Origin of the sequence: Alkalimonas sp. NCh-2, assembly GCF_039631345.1 — a bacterium.
Classification (GTDB): Bacteria; Pseudomonadota; Gammaproteobacteria; order Enterobacterales; family Alteromonadaceae; genus Alkalimonas; species Alkalimonas mucilaginosa.
In genome coordinates this window covers 692924-707945 of record NZ_JBDIUV010000001.1, presented here as the reverse complement: position 1 = coordinate 707945, position 15022 = coordinate 692924, and the positions used below count along the sequence as shown (strand labels likewise).

The following is a 15022-nucleotide window of genomic DNA, read 5'->3' as shown; positions in this document are numbered from 1 at the left end:
CCTAAGGCTTTAGCACCGCCAGTAAGATGGTGGCGAACAAAATCAGCACCGGCATTTCATTAAACCAGCGGTAAAAACGACCTGTGCGGTTATTCCTGTCAGCTTTAAAATCGGCCAGCAATTTAAAGCAGTAGCCATGGTAGCCATAGAGGATGGTCACCAGCAGCAACTTGTAATGCAGCCAGCGGCTGGCACGAAACCAGTCCATGCCGTAAGCCTGGATCAGTAAGAGACCAAACACCAGCGTCAGGATGGCAAAGGGCGTCACAAAAAACAGCAAGCGACGCTCCATCACTTTGAATTGCGCCTGAATATCCGGGTTGTTGGTTTCGGCATGGTAGACAAAAAGCCGCGGCAGGTAAAAGATACCGGCAAACCAGGCCACCATAAAAATCAGGTGCAGCGCTTTATAAATCAGTAGTAATGTCATAGTAAGTTATTCTGTTTTACCAATAAGCTTTGGACCTGATCCCAGCGTACCAAACCTACAGGCTCTGGGTGTTGCCGGGTATCGTCGATAACGCAAACGGCCCCTTCACGACTTGCTTCCAGCAAGTGGTGTACTTCAGCCATGGTGGCTTGCTGGCTAACTACCGGCACCGGCAGATAGTGGATAGCATCCTGTCCTGTCAGTGACAAGCTAACATCGTAACTGGCCAATTGATACTGAGGTTCGTTATCCTTCGTGCTTTTAAGCAGCAGCAGTTCATCGGCCGCTAAGCGATCCAGTTGCTGGCGAGTGCTTGCTTCATCGGCCTCAATCATCAAGTGGTAACGATGATCAAGCTGCGCCAGTACGCCAACTTTTTGCAGCAGATCAGCCGCCGGCGATACTTTATACGGCAATTGCAGGAAATCCAACTGCATCAAAAACAGCGATTTGGTGTGACAGAACTGCACCCCGGTGACATAAGCAGTCGCAATCACCAGCATGGCAGGCAAGATAATATCCGGGTTGGAAGCCAGCTCCATCACAGCCACCAAAGCTGCCAGTGGGGCATGCAGGCAGGCCGCCATCAAACCTGCCATCCCAAGCACGGCATAGGTACCGGCATGATCACTGTGGCCATGCAGTAGGCCGGGAAGCAGCGCCAGCAAAGTGCCAAAGACGATACCGATACCGAAGATAGGACCAACTACACCGCCAGGAACGCCAAGACCAAGGGCAAAAATGGTTAAAATCATTTTGCCGACAAAGAGCGCCAGTAACAGTTGCACATCGGTTGGTGCTTCCACGGCGTATTGAATGGCACCGGTTTCAGCACCCATGGCTTGCGGTATCAACATGCCTACGGCGGCTGTGATAGTTGCTGCCAGTAATAAACGGACTGGTAAGGGCCAGTTTTTAAACCAGCGGATAATACGCATCATATTGGTGTTAAACACAAAAGCGACCATACCAATAAGCACACCACACAAGATGAGGTAGGGGAAATGCCAGCCAGGCAGAGTGCTGATTTGTAAAATGGCCAGCTCGCGCTCCATGCCAAAGACCTGCCGGGTGATCAGTGCACCCACTACAGCGGCCAGCATAACTGGGATAAACACATGGATACGGTATTCCCGGAGCACTACTTCCATTACGAAGATCACAGCGGCCAGCGGGGTATTAAACGAGGCGGCAATACCAGCGGCAATACCACAACCAACCAGGGTGCGAATGCTGTTGTAGGGCAGCTTTAATTTCTTGCCAACAAAGCTGGCACCATAAGCACCAAGGTGTACCGATGGGCCTTCCCGTCCAACGGAAAAACCACTGGCCAGAGCGGCCACACCGCCGAAAAACTGATTAAAGGTGTTACGAAATGGCATCAGGCCGTACATGGTTTTCATACGGTGAATCACAAATGGAATGCCCAGCCGATAATGCTTATAGCCAGTGAGTAACGCAATCAGGCCGATACAAAAAGCACCGATAAAAGGCAATAGCCAGCGAAGTTCCTGGGCTGCAGTTGAGAAATCGTCGAATTTATCCAGATAAAGACTTTGCAGTGCTATGATTGCCAGCCGAAATAACACAATCAGCACTGCAGCCAGTAAGCCCCCTAGTGCTCCTAGCAGGCAGAGTTGCAACGAAGTTTGTGGCAGGGCAAGTTGTTTGCGCAAGCCAGGCAATGTTTGGTGCAGCCATTGCAGGCTCTGGGACCATCGTTTCATTGTAAGGCGGCATTGGACTCAACTTCCTATAGTGTAACAGACTGGTGTAAAAGCAGAAATTTTTTCCTTCATCCTGGTATTTGTACAATACTTGAATAAAACAGTCAGGTATTGGATAATTCGCACCTTAGTTTTGCTCTTGGAGTATGTATGTCAGATTTTCAGGTACCACTGGAATTTACCGATGCTGCCGCCGAAAAAGTACTGGCGCTGGTAACTGAAGAAGAAAATCCGGAACTGAAACTGCGTGTCTATATCACAGGTGGGGGCTGCTCAGGCTTTCAGTATGGTTTTACCTTCGACGAAAAAGTGAATGAAGGGGATTTCGTGCTGGAAAAGCAGGGGGTCAGCATGGTGGTAGATCCAATGAGTCTGCAGTACCTGATGGGAGGAACTGTCGACTACACCGATGGTTTGCAGGGCAGCCGTTTTATTGTCAGTAACCCGAATGCTACGACAACTTGTGGCTGTGGTTCATCTTTCTCTGTTTAATGCTGATAAGCGGTAAAGATGTTATTTACCGCTGTGTTAGCCAGATGATCCCTGCTAGCAAAACGCCAATCGCCAGATTAAAAATGGCAATATAAATAAAACCTTTCTTGCCTTGCTGCATGCTAAGCCCCTGGCTTTGCAAAAACCAAAACCAGGCTGCAAACATCAGTAAAGGCAGCAAAAAAATCAACCGAATCATGATACTCCCAGACTTCATGTGTTCATTGATTGCCAGTATAGAAGAAAACAACCTCGCTGACGAATTCACATATGACTATGTTGCTCATCAGGTGGATGCTTTCCCTATTATAGGTTTTTCCTAACGGTTACTGCTCAAACTGTCAAGGCAAACCCTGTTTTTTAACTCCTGTAACTGTACGCTTGTCGCATCCTATGCTTTAATGGGGGTGTTTTCATGACGCTTGGTTTCTGCCGACGTCATGAATGTGGGCATAAATCCTCAGGACTTCATAATAAAAGCGTCTTAAACGCTGGGAGTACATCATAAAATGAAAGGTGGTAAAAGCGTTATTTCTGAAGAGAATAAGCGGCTTTGTGTTTGGTTAAAGCGTCAGCGCCAGGAAAAAGGGCATACAATGCGCAGTTTGTCTGAATTGCTGGGAACTCCGCATTCCTTTATTGGTAAGGTGGAAAATCAGGAGCGTCGGCTGGATGTGGTTGAATTTATTCGCTACTGCCAGGCATTGGATGTTGATCCTGCAGAAGGGTTGAAACAGGCTTTGAATTAACAAGCTATTCAATTACAAAGGGATACCAGCCGGTATCCCTTTTTTCATGACGCAGGCTTATCCGATGCAGATTGCAAGACAGGCTCCGCAAAGACAGTTTTTTTCTGGATAAGCAAAATAAGTAGCACAGCAGGAGCGCCCAGTAAGGCCGAGAAGATAAAAAATTGACTGTATCCCATCATATCCACCCACACACCTGCAAATCCACCGGTAAACTTTGGTAACAATAACATCAGTGAGCTAAACATGGCGTATTGGGTTGCCGTGAAGGCCAGGTTTACCAGTGACGACAAATAGGCAATAAAAGCACTGGTGGCGATGCCTGCACTGAGGTTGTCTGCTGAGATCACCACCGTAAGCCACACAAGATCATGGCCAATATGGCTGAGTACAGAAAACAATACATTGGTCACCGCACTGAGGATAGCACCAAGTAAAAGAATGCGGAGAATGCCGAAACGGGTGATCAGGTAGCCTCCGAGTGCAGCACCTAACAGGGTCATGATCACGCCATAAACTTTAGAAACAGTGGCAACTTCCTCTTTGCTGAACCCCATATCCACGTAAAATGCATTTGCCATCACACCCATGACGATATCAGATAATCGATAGCAGGCAATCAGCGCCAGGATAAGCAAAGCTTGCCATTTATAACGCTGGAAAAAGTCGATAAAAGGTGCCACAGCAGCTTGTTGTAACCAGAGAGCGAAACGATGCAGCGGGCTGCCTTCACTGCGCTGCGTCTGAATGAGTTGGCTGCTTGGCTCTTTGCTGAAGAAGGTGGCCAGAATACCTAAGAGCATACAAAGAGCCATCACCCCATAAGCTTGTTGCCAGCCATGCAACTGATAATCACGGCTACCACCGGAAAATACAGCAGCTAGCCACAGGGTGCCGGCAGAGGCAAAAATCATGGCGAGCCGGTAGCCGGTCAGATAGGCCGCCGCCAGAGCGGCCTGGACCTCTTTGGGACCACTTTCGATGCGAAAGGCATCCACATTGATATCTTGAGTGGCCGAAGCAAAAGCAAGAAGCACCGCAAAGCCTGCCATCATTGCCAGGTTTTGTTGAGGATCGCTGCTGGCCATGCCAAAAATTGCAAGCATTACCAATGTTTGTGACAGCAGCAACCAGCTTCGTCGTCTACCCAGCCATCGATGCAGTTTGGGCAATGCCAGGTGATCAGCCAGCGGCGACCAAAGCCATTTAATACTATAGGCCAGAGCGACCCAACTGAAGTAACCGATTTCAGCACGCGATACTTCCGCTTCCCGTAGCCAAAAAGACAAGACGCCAAAAACCAGCATCATGGGCAAAGCGGAAGAAAAGCCAAGTAAGAAAATGATGGCAACCCGGCGTTGGCAGTACAGCTGAGCAGCGGATGCGAAAGAGGATATTAGAGACAAAACAGGCTCACTTTTCTGGGTTACTAAGATACTAGCTTACCTTGCTCGTAGAGAGGGTCAAGCTGTTGCCATTATAAAGGTCAGGGACGAATTCCAACACAATCCAAAGGTATATTGCCTTTGCCACGCAGATAGCTAAGGCAGTGTTGAATGTTTTGCTGCAGTACCTGATCGGTTTTTAGTTGTTGCTCTGGCCAAAACTCCAACTGATGCAGCAGATGCCAGAATACCTGCTCCTGATGATTTTGCGGTGTTTTTAATTGAATGCCAAACTGCGCCCACTCTTCCAGTGTGTCCCAGATAAAGAGATGTAGCTCCTGATGTGGGATCCTGCCCCGAAAGTAGCGGGCGGTGTAAAATATCAGTTGGCGCGTCTTGAGTTCTATAAATTGTTCCAGCATACACCGACCTCTGTACTTGTGATGCTTGCAAAATAGATTGCTGCTATTGCAAGTATAGCTGGCCGGTATGCTGCTGTCGGGAAAAATAGCCGCTGTTTTATTTAGCCTTCAGGAACCAGGCTGATGCGATGCAGCACAATGGGCTCCACTGGCACATCTGGCCAGCCAGTAACTTTATGTTGTGCTGTTTCCCACGCATTCGCCTGCTGCAACGCATCCATACCAGCCATGACGCGGCCAAAAACGGTATAGCCCCAGCGGGCACCCGGGTTCAGATTATCGTTGTCGGATAAGTTGAAATAAAACTGGCTGGTAGCGCTATGTGGATTGCTGGTGCGGGCCATGGCAATGGTACCCATCTCATTACGCAGGCCATTGCCGGATTCGTTAAAAATAGCATCAAGCGTAGTAATAGGCTCAAAATCTTGATTATAACCACCGCCTTGCAGCACAAAGTCACGAATCAGGCGGTGAAAAACTGTGTTGTTGTAGCGCTGGGTTTTGACATAACTTAAAAAATTATTGACAGCGATTGGTGCTCTGCTGCGATCCAGTTCCACGGTAATATCCCCTAACGAGGTGTGCAGTATCACCTTGGGAAAGAGGTTGTCCGGTTGCAAGCTTTCACCTGCTGTTGCCGCTTGGCTGAGCCAGAACAGTCCTGCAAATAAGCTAATCACAAGAGTTTTCATGCATGTCTCCTTAAATACTGCTGCCAGTGTATATCCGAGAGGATATCCTGCAGCACCCGTTCTGTCAGTTGGCTCAGTTCTCGTTCGACTGAGGCCGGATCTACTTTAAATGGTGCAGTATAACTACTGTTGCCATGAAAGCGTTTGCGGTAATGCCCGGCTTTTGAGCTGATGGCAACCTCAATGACTACCTCGGAATGGACTTCATGATCGAGTGGATGTTGTTTCGCTTTGGCCTCCAGGGTCAGCACATTAAATTGCAAGGTTGTTTGTGCTGCTGGATCCAGCCGGGCTCCGGCGGCTATAAAATGTTGTCGCAGGTGTTGTTGCAGCGTGTTACGCCAATCGGGTTTGTTTTGTAGGCTGACTGTCTGTTCTGCTTTTTGGATGCTTAGCATCGCTGGTTTAGTGCGCTTATCCTGCAATTGCCAATGGAAGCTGGTTGCATTTAAGTGCAACTGAGGTGTCGTTTCAATACCCGGACTGACAAACAAAGGGCGGAGTGGGCTGGCACAGCCAGACAACACCAACCCCAACAGCACGATTAATGGCAACTTCATCTTCTTCGCTCCGATTCAAGAATAACAAACTTGGGGTGACTGGCCAGACAACGTACCCCACCAAACAACTGTGTTAGCTCTTGTGCATAAGGTAGGTGGCGGTTCGCTACGATCCGCAGTTTACCGCCGGGTTTTAGTGCCCGAAATGCATCCGTGAACATTTGGCGGGCCAGATGGGTTGTCACTGTATCCTGTTGGTGGAACGGTGGATTGCATAGCACCCAATTCATACTCTGATCGGCCAGTTTGCTCAGACCATCATCCTGTAAAAAAGTGCAATTCGGCAGCAGCTTCGGCAGGCTGAGTTGCACGCTTTGCTGTGCTGAAGCTACTGCCATAGCAGACTCATCACAAAAGGTGACAACGAGCTCAGTGTTAGCCGCCAGTGCCGATAAACCCAGCACTCCATTGCCACAACCTAAATCGACCAGTTGTTCGCCGGCCTGGGTCTCTGGCAGGTGTTGTAAAAAGAAGCGGGCACCAACATCAAGTTTTTCTCCGCTGAACACATTAGCATGATTGACCAGTTGCAGGCCTGTGCCTGTCAATGGCCAGATCTTTGGCCATAATGATTGCGGTTTTTGTTGTACTGCTGCGGGTTGGCAGTGCAGGTAGCGGCACTTTCGAATAGCTAGTGAGGCCTTGCTAGGCCCGATATGCTGGCTGAATAATTGCAGCAGGTTTTTATGGATATCACGGGCCCTGGCCGCCACAATCAGTTGTTGGCTGTTGGTGATAAGTGGGGCTAATTGCTGCAGCTGAAAGCCGAGAAAACCGTGATCGCGCGGAACCCTTAACAGGGTGAGTGCTGCAGAGTCTGGCAGTGGTGCCAGGCTATCTATAAAAGTTAACTGCTTGGTAGCTAGCTGGTTTAGTTGGAGATTAGCCAGGCAGGCTTGTTGGCTGATATAGGAGTCGCTGCAGTGTACCAAGGTTAATTCCGGGTAGCGAGCAATCAGGGCACAGGTTAAAGCACCAAACTGATCGTTCAGCAGTAGCACCGGCAAAGCGCTTCGCTCAGAAACTGATAGCATTTCCAATTGACGGAATGCTTCAGTCAGTAGCAGCTCATCCACAGCATCCCAGGCTTGCAGATTGATGAAATTAGTCTCGGCTGGCCAGCGCTTTAATTGCAGATGGATTTCTGCCAACGTAAAATGCGTATTCATGCAAATTCAGCTTAAAAAGAGTGACAGCTATTTTGACACGTGTGGATAGGCAGCTCAAGCCAGAGTGCTGGCAACTACCTGATGCTCATTTGCTGCTTTGGCGCGGCTGGTTGGCAGAGCCTGAGGCCTGTGCCGGTTATCAGCAACTGGTGCAGCAGTTGGCATGGCAGCAGCCCTCTATCCGGCTATTTGGCCGTGAACATCCGATCCCGAGACGTCAGGTCTGGATGGGGGACAGCACTGCCCACTATCGTTATTCAGGAACCTCCTTTGCACCAGAACCATGGCACCCCCTGGTTGCCATGTGGCAACAGCAACTATCACAGCAGTTGGAGCGGCCCTTTAACTCGGTGTTGCTAAACTGGTACCGAGCGGGGACTGACCATATGGGATGGCATGCCGATAATGAGCCTGAGCTGGGGCCTGAACCCGGTATTGCTTCGCTAAGCCTGGGGCAGGCCCGGCGTTTTGATTTAAAGCATCGCTATCAACCCTGGCAGTTGCAACTGGAACTGGGGCATGGGGATCTCTTGTTCATGTCCGGCAGCACCCAGCAATACTGGCTACACCGAATTCCTAAACAAAGCCGTCTAACGGCTGGACGACTAAATTTGACGTTTCGTTATATTGTGCCCTTTGTTTAGACCAATTTATTTTTTCATGAGCCACCAGCCGGTTAGCTGCCAACAAAATGCTTGACAGTAAAAAGGCACTGGCAAGTCCGGTGGACTTAACTAGAGTAAAAGAGAAGGACCAATAAAGGATGAAGTCTATGTTAATCCACACGCGTATTGAGCAGAAATTACTGGATGCATTTGATCCTGTGGTGTTGGAAGTAACCAATGAGAGCCACATGCACAATGTACCGCCCGGTTCAGAATCTCATTTCAAAGTGGTGATTGTGACCCCTCAGTTTGATGGTATGCGTTTATTACAGCGCCATCGTTCCGTCAATGCTATTGTTGCTGAAGAATTGGCACAAGATATCCACGCTTTGGCTCTGCATACCTACACTCCAGGTGAATGGTATGAATACTATGCAGAAAAACCTCCGGCATCGCCCAAATGCATGGGAGGAGAGAAAAAAGTCCCAGTCTGACCTCTGCTCGCTGCCACCTGAGTATTCCATGCTTGGGTGGCAGCGATAGTAGTCGGGCTTTTCTCGCTACCTGGCAGCCAGCCTGTTAAAATTGCCTGATCCGACCAGCTTTGTCTGCTAAAGTCTTACACTAGTCGCAATTTCCTCACTGAATAACAGGACTGAATGATGGTAATTCAACCAAAAATCCGTGGTTTTATCTGTACCAATGCCCACCCAACCGGCTGTGCAGCCCATGTAAAACAACAAATCGAGTACGTACAGCAGCAGGGTGCTATCAGCAATGGGCCTAAAAATGTGCTGGTGATTGGCGCTTCTACTGGCTATGGTCTGGCATCTCGTATTGCAGCAGCTTTTGGCTCGGGTGCCAAAACCCTGGGGATTTTCTTTGAAAAGGAACCAACGGCCAGCAAAACAGCCTCGGCTGGCTGGTACAACACCGCTGCTTTCGAGCAGGAAGCCAGCAAAGCAGGCCTGTGGTGCAAGCACATCAATGGGGATGCTTTTACTGATGAACTGAAAGCCACAACCATTGATGTGATCCGGCAGGAAATGGGCAAAATTGATTTGGTGGTGTACAGTCTGGCGGCCCCACGGCGCAAAGATCCAGTATCCGGCGAGATCTACAGCTCGGTACTGAAACCTATCGGTAAAGCCTACACAGAAAAAAACCTCAATACCAGCAAGCGAGTGATAGAAGAAGTTAGTGTTGAGCCAGCCAACGAAGATGAAATTTTCAATACGGTCAAAGTGATGGGGGGGGAAGACTGGGAGCGCTGGCTGGATCAATTGAATGCAGCAGGTGTGCTGGCCGAGAACTGCCAGACAGTCGCTTATACCTACATCGGCAAGGAACTGACCTGGCCTATTTATGGCAAGGCCACCATCGGGAAAGCGAAAGAGGATCTGGATCGTGCTGCAGCGGCTTTGACAGCTAAGCTGGCCGATAAGAAAGGTAAAGCCTATGTTGCCTCGCTCAAAGCGGTGGTGACTCAGGCCAGTTCTGCCATTCCGATTATGCCGCTCTATATCTCCTTGCTGTACCGGGTGATGAAGGCAGAGGGTAGCCATGAGGGCTGTATTGAGCAAATTGATGCTTTGTTCCGTCAGGGATTGTATGCAACTTCACCGCAGTTGGATGAAGCTGGCCGCTTGCGTCAGGACACTAAGGAACTGGCTGAGCATGTGCAAGCGGAAGTAAAAGCACTGTGGCAGCAGGTAGAGACCGATAACATTGATACCCTGACCGACTATGCTGGTTACCATCAGGACTTCTTACAGCTGTTTGGTTTTGGTGTGGATGGGGTGGATTACGAAGCCGATGTAAACCCGGAAGTACCTTTGCAGCAATTGCTTGATTAATACCTGGTATCAGCCACCTGCGGGTGGCTTTTTTACAGCTGTGTTCGCAGTGTGCAATGTGAGTACGACCAAAGTTGGCATGGCGATGCCATGTCTAACCAAGTAAAATAACAGGATTTTGGTGAAAAATTGCGCAAATTGACTAGACTAGAATGCATTGGATGCGAGCGTGATAAATTTTTAGGATCACATAGATAGCTGTAGCGTTTGATGGTAAAATCCGCGCCTTTACTACGTGTATCCGACTTAGGAGCCACAATTTTCGTGGAAGTTCCCTAACTGCCGGGTGCGCTGCGAGGCCTGCAGCTGAAATAACTAAACCTGTTTCTTCCCAAACTAGTAGTGCAAGTACGTATGATAAAACTCAAAAAAGGCTTGGACATTCCCCTCGCGGGCAGTCCTAAACAAGAGATAACCGACGGGCCTGCTATAAAACGCGTCGCCGTGCTCGGCGAAGAGTTTCATGGTATGCGTCCGACCATGTTGGTCGAAGTTGGTGATACCGTAAAAAAAGGCCAGGGCTTGTTTGAAGACAAGAAAACTCCTGGTGTTATTTTTACGGCTCCGGCTGCGGGCAAAGTGGTTGAAATCAACCGTGGTGCTAAACGGGTATTGCAGTCTGTAGTGATTGAAGTGCAGGGCAGTGATGCTGTGCAATTCGAGAAATACAGTCCAGAGCAACTGGTAAGCCTTAGCTCAGAACAGGTGCGTAAAAACCTGGTTGAGTCCGGTTTATGGGTTGCATTCCGTACCCGGCCATTTAGCCAGACACCAGCCATTGATAGTACCGCAAAAGCGATCTTTGTCACCGCGATGGATACGCATCCGCTGGCTGCCGATCCTGCTGTGGTGATCAAGGCGCAGGCTAGTTCCTTTCAGCATGGCCTGACAGTGTTGCGGCATTTAACCGATGGCAAAGTGTACTTGTGCAAAAAGGCAGGTGCTGATGTGTCGTCAGTGACAGGCGTAGAGGTTGCTGAGTTCGCCGGGCCGCATCCTGCTGGTTTGCCAGGGACTCACATTCACTTTCTGGAAGGTGCTTCCATTCAGAAAGTGGTCTGGCACATTGGTTACCAGGATGTGATTGCGATTGGTAAGTTGTTTACCAGTGGCGATTTGCCTGCTGAACGTGTTATTTCATTAGCCGGTCCTGTAGTGAAATCTCCACGCTTGTTGAAAACAGTGCTGGGTGCTTCTGTCGAGGAATTGACCGCCGGTGAACTTACCGATGGTGAACACCGTATTATTTCAGGATCGGTACTGGCCGGTACTACCGCGCATGGTGTGCACGGTTATCTGGGCCGTTTCCACAGTCAAGTGTCGGTGTTAGCTGATGGCAGCGAGAAACACTTTTTAGGCTGGATTGCTCCGGGCAGCGAGAAGTTTTCCGTTACCCGTGCTTATTTAGGACATCTAAGCTCTAAAAAGCTGTTTAACATGACCACTACTACCAACGGCTCAGCCCGTGCCATGGTACCGATCGGTAATTACGAGCGGGTCATGCCATTGGATATTCTGCCCACTTTGTTGTTGCGTGATCTGTGCTCCGGTGATACCGACAGTGCCCAGGCACTTGGCTGCCTTGAACTGGACGAAGAAGACTTGGCACTGTGTACCTTTGTGTGCCCAGGCAAGTATGACTACGGTTCCATTCTGCGTAGCTGCCTGATGACGATCCAGAAGGAAGGCTAATCATGAGTTTAAAGCATTATTTAGAACGCATTGAACCGCAGTTTGAAAAAGGCGGCAAATACGAGAAGTGGTATGCGCTGTACGAGGCCATTGCTACTGTCCTTTATACGCCGGGCTATGTCACCAAAAATAAGACCCATGTTCGCGATAGCATTGACCTGAAGCGAATTATGATCTTTGTTTGGCTGGCTTTGTTTCCAGCCCTGTTCTTTGGCATGTTCAATGTTGGACACCAGGCTGTTGCAGCATTGGCGGAAGGTTTTGGCACGCCGGATACCTGGCAGGTCGCTATCTTCCATCTACTTGGTGGTAGTCTGACGGAAAGTTCTGGTTGGGGCATGAAGATGCTCTACGGTGCTTGCTGGTTCCTGCCAATTTACGCCACGGTTTTTGTGGTGGGTGGTTTCTGGGAAGTGCTGTTTGCCTCGGTGCGTAAGCACGAGGTGAATGAAGGCTTCTTCGTTACTTCTATCTTGTTTGCGCTGATCCTGCCTGCAACCATTCCGCTGTGGCAAGCGGCCCTGGGTATTACCTTTGGTGTGGTGGTTGCGAAAGAAGTCTTTGGTGGTACTGGCCGTAACTTCCTGAACCCGGCGCTGGCTGGCCGAGCGTTCCTGTTCTTCGCCTATCCGGCGCAGATTTCCGGTGATGCGGTTTGGACTGTGGCCGATGGTTATTCAGGAGCAACTCTGCTCAGCCAGGGACAAAATGCTACCCTTGATTACAGTGATATGCAGCTGTGGTGGGATTCCTTCTATGGCTTTATTCCGGGTTCTGTCGGCGAAACCTCGACGCTGGCGCTATTGATTGGTGGCTTGGCGTTGATCTACTTCCGTATTGCCTCCTGGCGTATTGTGCTGGGTGTTATGGTTGGTATGGTGTTGACTGCCTTGCTATTCAATGCCATTGGCTCAGAGAGTAATCACTTGTTTGCCATGCCTTGGCACTGGCACTTAGTGATTGGCGGCTTTGCAATCGGCATGTTCTTTATGGCAACCGATCCGGTGTCTGCATCATTCACCAATCAGGGCAAATGGGCTTACGGTATTCTGATTGGCTTTATGGTGGTGATGATTCGTGTGGTAAACCCGGCGTATCCGGAAGGCATGATGCTGGCGATCCTGTTTGCGAACCTGTTCGCGCCATTATTTGATTTCTTCGTGGCTCAGGCCAATATCAAACGGAGGCTGGCACGCAATGTCTAGTAAAAACGATACCATCAGCAAAACACTGATCGTCGTCATATCCTTATGCCTGGTGTGTGCTTTTGTGGTTTCCACAGCGGCAGTGCAGCTGCGCCCTTTGCAGCAGGCCAATATGTTGTTGGATGCGCAGACTAATATTTTGCGCAGTGCCAAAGTGTTAAAAGGTGGCGAAACTACCGCTCAAATCCAGCAGCTGTTTAAGGATAGAGTTGAAACGCGGATTGTTAATCTAGAAACTGGTGAGTTCACAACGAAAGATCCGATGCAGTTTGATTACCGCGCTTCGTGGCGAGATCCTGAACTCAGCACACAGCTTAGCAAGCAGCAGGATGTAGCTTCTATCCGCCGCGCGCCGCATTATGCACCGGTTTATCTGGTAAGTGATGATGCAAATGAGCTGAAATCCATTGTGTTGCCAGTTCATGGCTATGGTCTGTGGTCCACCATGCATGCTTTTATCGCACTGGAAACAGACGGCAATACCATTATTGGTATGAACTACTACGAGCAGGGTGAAACACCTGGCCTGGGTGGTGAAATTGAAAATCCACGCTGGATTGGGCAGTTTGAGGGTAAAAAGCTGTTTGATGAGCAAGGCAACTTGGCTTTGACCGTTGTGCGTCCTGGCAATGCTTCAGATCCAAACCATGAAATTGATGGCTTATCTGGCGCAACCCTGACGGCCAATGGTGTGCAAAATACCTTTACCTTCTGGATGGGTGAGAAAGGCTTTGGTCCTTTCCTGAGCAAAGTTCATCAGGGAGCATTGAATAATGGCTAATGCAAAAGAAATTAAAACCGTCCTGTTTGGCCCAGTCTTTGCGAATAACCCTATTGCACTGCAGGTGCTGGGTGTCTGTTCTGCACTGGCGGTTACAACACAGATGGCCACAGCACTGGTGATGTGCTTTGCACTGACCTTTGTACTGACGTTATCGAACTTGTTTATTTCGATTATCCGTAATCACATTCCGTCCAGCGTACGGATCATTGTGCAAATGACCATCATTGCCTCCCTGGTAATTATCGTTGACCAATTGCTAAAAGCCTTTGCTTACGATGTATCCAAAGAGCTGTCGGTGTTTGTTGGTCTGATTATTACCAACTGCATTGTGATGGGGCGTGCTGAAGCCTATGCAATGAAAAGCTCGCCTGGCATGAGTTTCCTGGACGGCCTTGGTAATGCCTTGGGTTACAGCCTGGTCTTGCTGGTGGTTGCCTTTATCCGCGAACTTGGTGGTGCCGGCTCAGTGTTTGGTGTGGAAATTCTGCCTCTGGTAAGCGAAGGCGGCTGGTACCAGCCAATGGGTATGTTGTTGTTGGCACCTAGTGCTTTCATCATTATTGCCTTCTTTATTTGGGTGCTGCGGACTTTCCGTCCAGAGCAGGTTGAGCAGGCATAAGGAGCTGACAAGTGGGTTTAGAACATTATTTAGGTTTATTTGTCCGCGCTGTCTTTATTGAAAACCTGGCGTTGGCGTTTTTCCTTGGCATGTGTACTTTCCTGGCAGTGTCCAAGAAAGTCACTACTGCCTTTGGCTTGGGTGTCGCGGTGATCGTGGTACTAGGCTTAGCCGTACCAATCAACAACGTGGTATACCACAATCTGTTGGCACCTGGTGCTTTAGCCTGGGCTGGTTTCCCGGATGCTGATCTTAGCTTCCTGGGTTTCATCACTTACATTGGCGTTATCGCGGCCATGGTGCAAATCCTGGAAATGACACTGGATAAGTTTTTCCCGGCACTTTACAACGCGCTGGGGATCTTCCTGCCTTTAATCACAGTAAACTGCGCCATCTTCGGTGGTGTTGCTTTCATGGTAGAGCGGGATTACAACTTTGCAGAAAGCGTGGTTTTTGGTCTGGGCAGTGGTGTTGGCTGGGCGCTGGCGATTACCTTGCTGGCCGCTGTGCGTGAGAAACTGAAATACGCTGATATGCCTCACGGCATTCGTGGCCTTGGCTCTACGTTCCTGATTGTAGGTCTGATGGGTCTTGGCTTTATGTCGTTCTCCGGCGTTTCATTGTAAGCAGTAGAA

The 15022-nt window shown here is 49.4% G+C and carries 18 protein-coding genes; 10 read left to right on the top strand and 8 right to left on the bottom strand.

Translation table 11 applies throughout. The features are described from left to right. Nucleotide 1 precedes the first annotated feature (1 nt). Nucleotides 2-430: a CopD family protein gene (locus ABC502_RS03415; protein ID WP_330086704.1), complete on the bottom strand. Its 429-nt coding sequence runs from the start codon at nucleotides 428-430 to the stop codon at nucleotides 2-4. After that, a complete protein-coding gene (locus tag ABC502_RS03410; RefSeq protein WP_345914880.1) occupies nucleotides 427-2157 on the bottom strand; it encodes a chloride channel protein in 1731 nt (576 codons plus the stop codon). Before ABC502_RS03410 ends, ABC502_RS03415 begins: the two co-directional genes overlap by 4 nt. A 150-nt stretch (nucleotides 2158-2307) precedes the next feature. Here ABC502_RS03410 and erpA point away from each other — a divergent pair, with 150 nt between their 5' ends. Then, on the top strand, nucleotides 2308-2649 hold the full coding sequence (gene erpA, locus ABC502_RS03405) for an iron-sulfur cluster insertion protein ErpA (protein ID WP_330086706.1): 342 nt from the start codon (nucleotides 2308-2310) through the stop codon (nucleotides 2647-2649). A gap of 25 nt (nucleotides 2650-2674) precedes the next feature. Here the strand turns inward: erpA and ABC502_RS03400 are convergent, their stop codons facing one another. Beyond that, nucleotides 2675-2848, bottom strand: a complete 174-nt coding sequence (locus ABC502_RS03400; protein ID WP_330086707.1) for a hypothetical protein — start codon at nucleotides 2846-2848, stop codon at nucleotides 2675-2677. Between the two features lie 310 nt (nucleotides 2849-3158). Here ABC502_RS03400 and ABC502_RS03395 point away from each other — a divergent pair, with 310 nt between their 5' ends. After that, nucleotides 3159-3398, top strand: a complete 240-nt coding sequence (locus ABC502_RS03395) for a helix-turn-helix transcriptional regulator (protein ID WP_330086708.1) — start codon at nucleotides 3159-3161, stop codon at nucleotides 3396-3398. A 44-nt stretch (nucleotides 3399-3442) separates the two neighbouring features. On the opposite strand, the gene ABC502_RS03390 is transcribed toward ABC502_RS03395, so the two are convergent. The 5 genes from ABC502_RS03390 to ABC502_RS03370 all read right to left on the bottom strand — a co-directional run bounded on the left by ABC502_RS03390 (nucleotide 3443) and on the right by ABC502_RS03370 (nucleotide 7626). After that, the gene (locus ABC502_RS03390) at nucleotides 3443-4804 is read right to left on the bottom strand and encodes an MFS transporter (protein WP_345914879.1); all 1362 of its coding nucleotides are present in this window, start codon (nucleotides 4802-4804) and stop codon (nucleotides 3443-3445) included. A gap of 80 nt (nucleotides 4805-4884) precedes the next feature. Beyond that, nucleotides 4885-5205, bottom strand: a complete 321-nt coding sequence (locus ABC502_RS03385; protein ID WP_345914878.1) for a hypothetical protein — start codon at nucleotides 5203-5205, stop codon at nucleotides 4885-4887. 101 nt (nucleotides 5206-5306) lie between these two features. Continuing rightward, the gene (locus ABC502_RS03380; RefSeq protein WP_330086711.1) at nucleotides 5307-5897 is read right to left on the bottom strand and encodes a peptidylprolyl isomerase; all 591 of its coding nucleotides are present in this window, start codon (nucleotides 5895-5897) and stop codon (nucleotides 5307-5309) included. Then, nucleotides 5894-6457, bottom strand: coding sequence for a YajG family lipoprotein (locus tag ABC502_RS03375; protein ID WP_345914877.1), 564 nt, complete (start codon nucleotides 6455-6457; stop codon nucleotides 5894-5896). Before ABC502_RS03375 ends, ABC502_RS03380 begins: the two co-directional genes overlap by 4 nt. Then, nucleotides 6454-7626 carry a methyltransferase gene (locus ABC502_RS03370; protein ID WP_345914876.1) on the bottom strand — a complete coding sequence of 391 codons (1173 nt, stop codon included), beginning with the start codon at nucleotides 7624-7626 and terminating at the stop codon, nucleotides 6454-6456. Before ABC502_RS03370 ends, ABC502_RS03375 begins: the two co-directional genes overlap by 4 nt. A gap of 41 nt (nucleotides 7627-7667) precedes the next feature. Between ABC502_RS03370 and ABC502_RS03365 the strand changes: the two genes are divergently transcribed. The 8 genes from ABC502_RS03365 to nqrE all read left to right on the top strand — a co-directional run bounded on the left by ABC502_RS03365 (nucleotide 7668) and on the right by nqrE (nucleotide 15013). Next, complete coding sequence (locus ABC502_RS03365; RefSeq protein WP_330086833.1) at nucleotides 7668-8270, top strand: alpha-ketoglutarate-dependent dioxygenase AlkB; 603 nt, start codon at nucleotides 7668-7670, stop codon at nucleotides 8268-8270. A gap of 128 nt (nucleotides 8271-8398) precedes the next feature. Beyond that, nucleotides 8399-8725 carry a BolA/IbaG family iron-sulfur metabolism protein gene (locus ABC502_RS03360; RefSeq protein ID WP_330086834.1) on the top strand — a complete coding sequence of 109 codons (327 nt, stop codon included), beginning with the start codon at nucleotides 8399-8401 and terminating at the stop codon, nucleotides 8723-8725. Between the two features lie 168 nt (nucleotides 8726-8893). Continuing rightward, entirely contained in the window at nucleotides 8894-10087 is a 1194-nt protein-coding gene (gene fabV / locus ABC502_RS03355; protein WP_345915132.1) for an enoyl-ACP reductase FabV, read from the top strand. Nucleotides 10088-10441: 354 nt separating this feature from the next. Then, nucleotides 10442-11779 (top strand): Na(+)-translocating NADH-quinone reductase subunit A, encoded by a 1338-nt coding sequence (locus tag ABC502_RS03350; protein WP_330086715.1) that lies wholly within the window; start codon nucleotides 10442-10444, stop codon nucleotides 11777-11779. Nucleotides 11780-11781: 2 nt separating this feature from the next. Next, nucleotides 11782-12984, top strand: coding sequence for an NADH:ubiquinone reductase (Na(+)-transporting) subunit B (locus ABC502_RS03345; protein WP_330086716.1), 1203 nt, complete (start codon nucleotides 11782-11784; stop codon nucleotides 12982-12984). Next, nucleotides 12977-13765: a Na(+)-translocating NADH-quinone reductase subunit C gene (locus tag ABC502_RS03340; RefSeq protein WP_330086717.1), complete on the top strand. Its 789-nt coding sequence runs from the start codon at nucleotides 12977-12979 to the stop codon at nucleotides 13763-13765. Before ABC502_RS03345 ends, ABC502_RS03340 begins: the two co-directional genes overlap by 8 nt. Then, on the top strand, nucleotides 13758-14387 hold the full coding sequence (locus ABC502_RS03335; RefSeq protein ID WP_330086718.1) for an NADH:ubiquinone reductase (Na(+)-transporting) subunit D: 630 nt from the start codon (nucleotides 13758-13760) through the stop codon (nucleotides 14385-14387). The genes ABC502_RS03340 and ABC502_RS03335 overlap by 8 nt, the downstream gene beginning before the upstream one ends. 11 nt (nucleotides 14388-14398) lie before the next feature. Continuing rightward, the gene (gene nqrE / locus ABC502_RS03330) at nucleotides 14399-15013 is read left to right on the top strand and encodes an NADH:ubiquinone reductase (Na(+)-transporting) subunit E (protein ID WP_330086719.1); all 615 of its coding nucleotides are present in this window, start codon (nucleotides 14399-14401) and stop codon (nucleotides 15011-15013) included. Nucleotides 15014-15022: the final 9 nt, after the last annotated feature.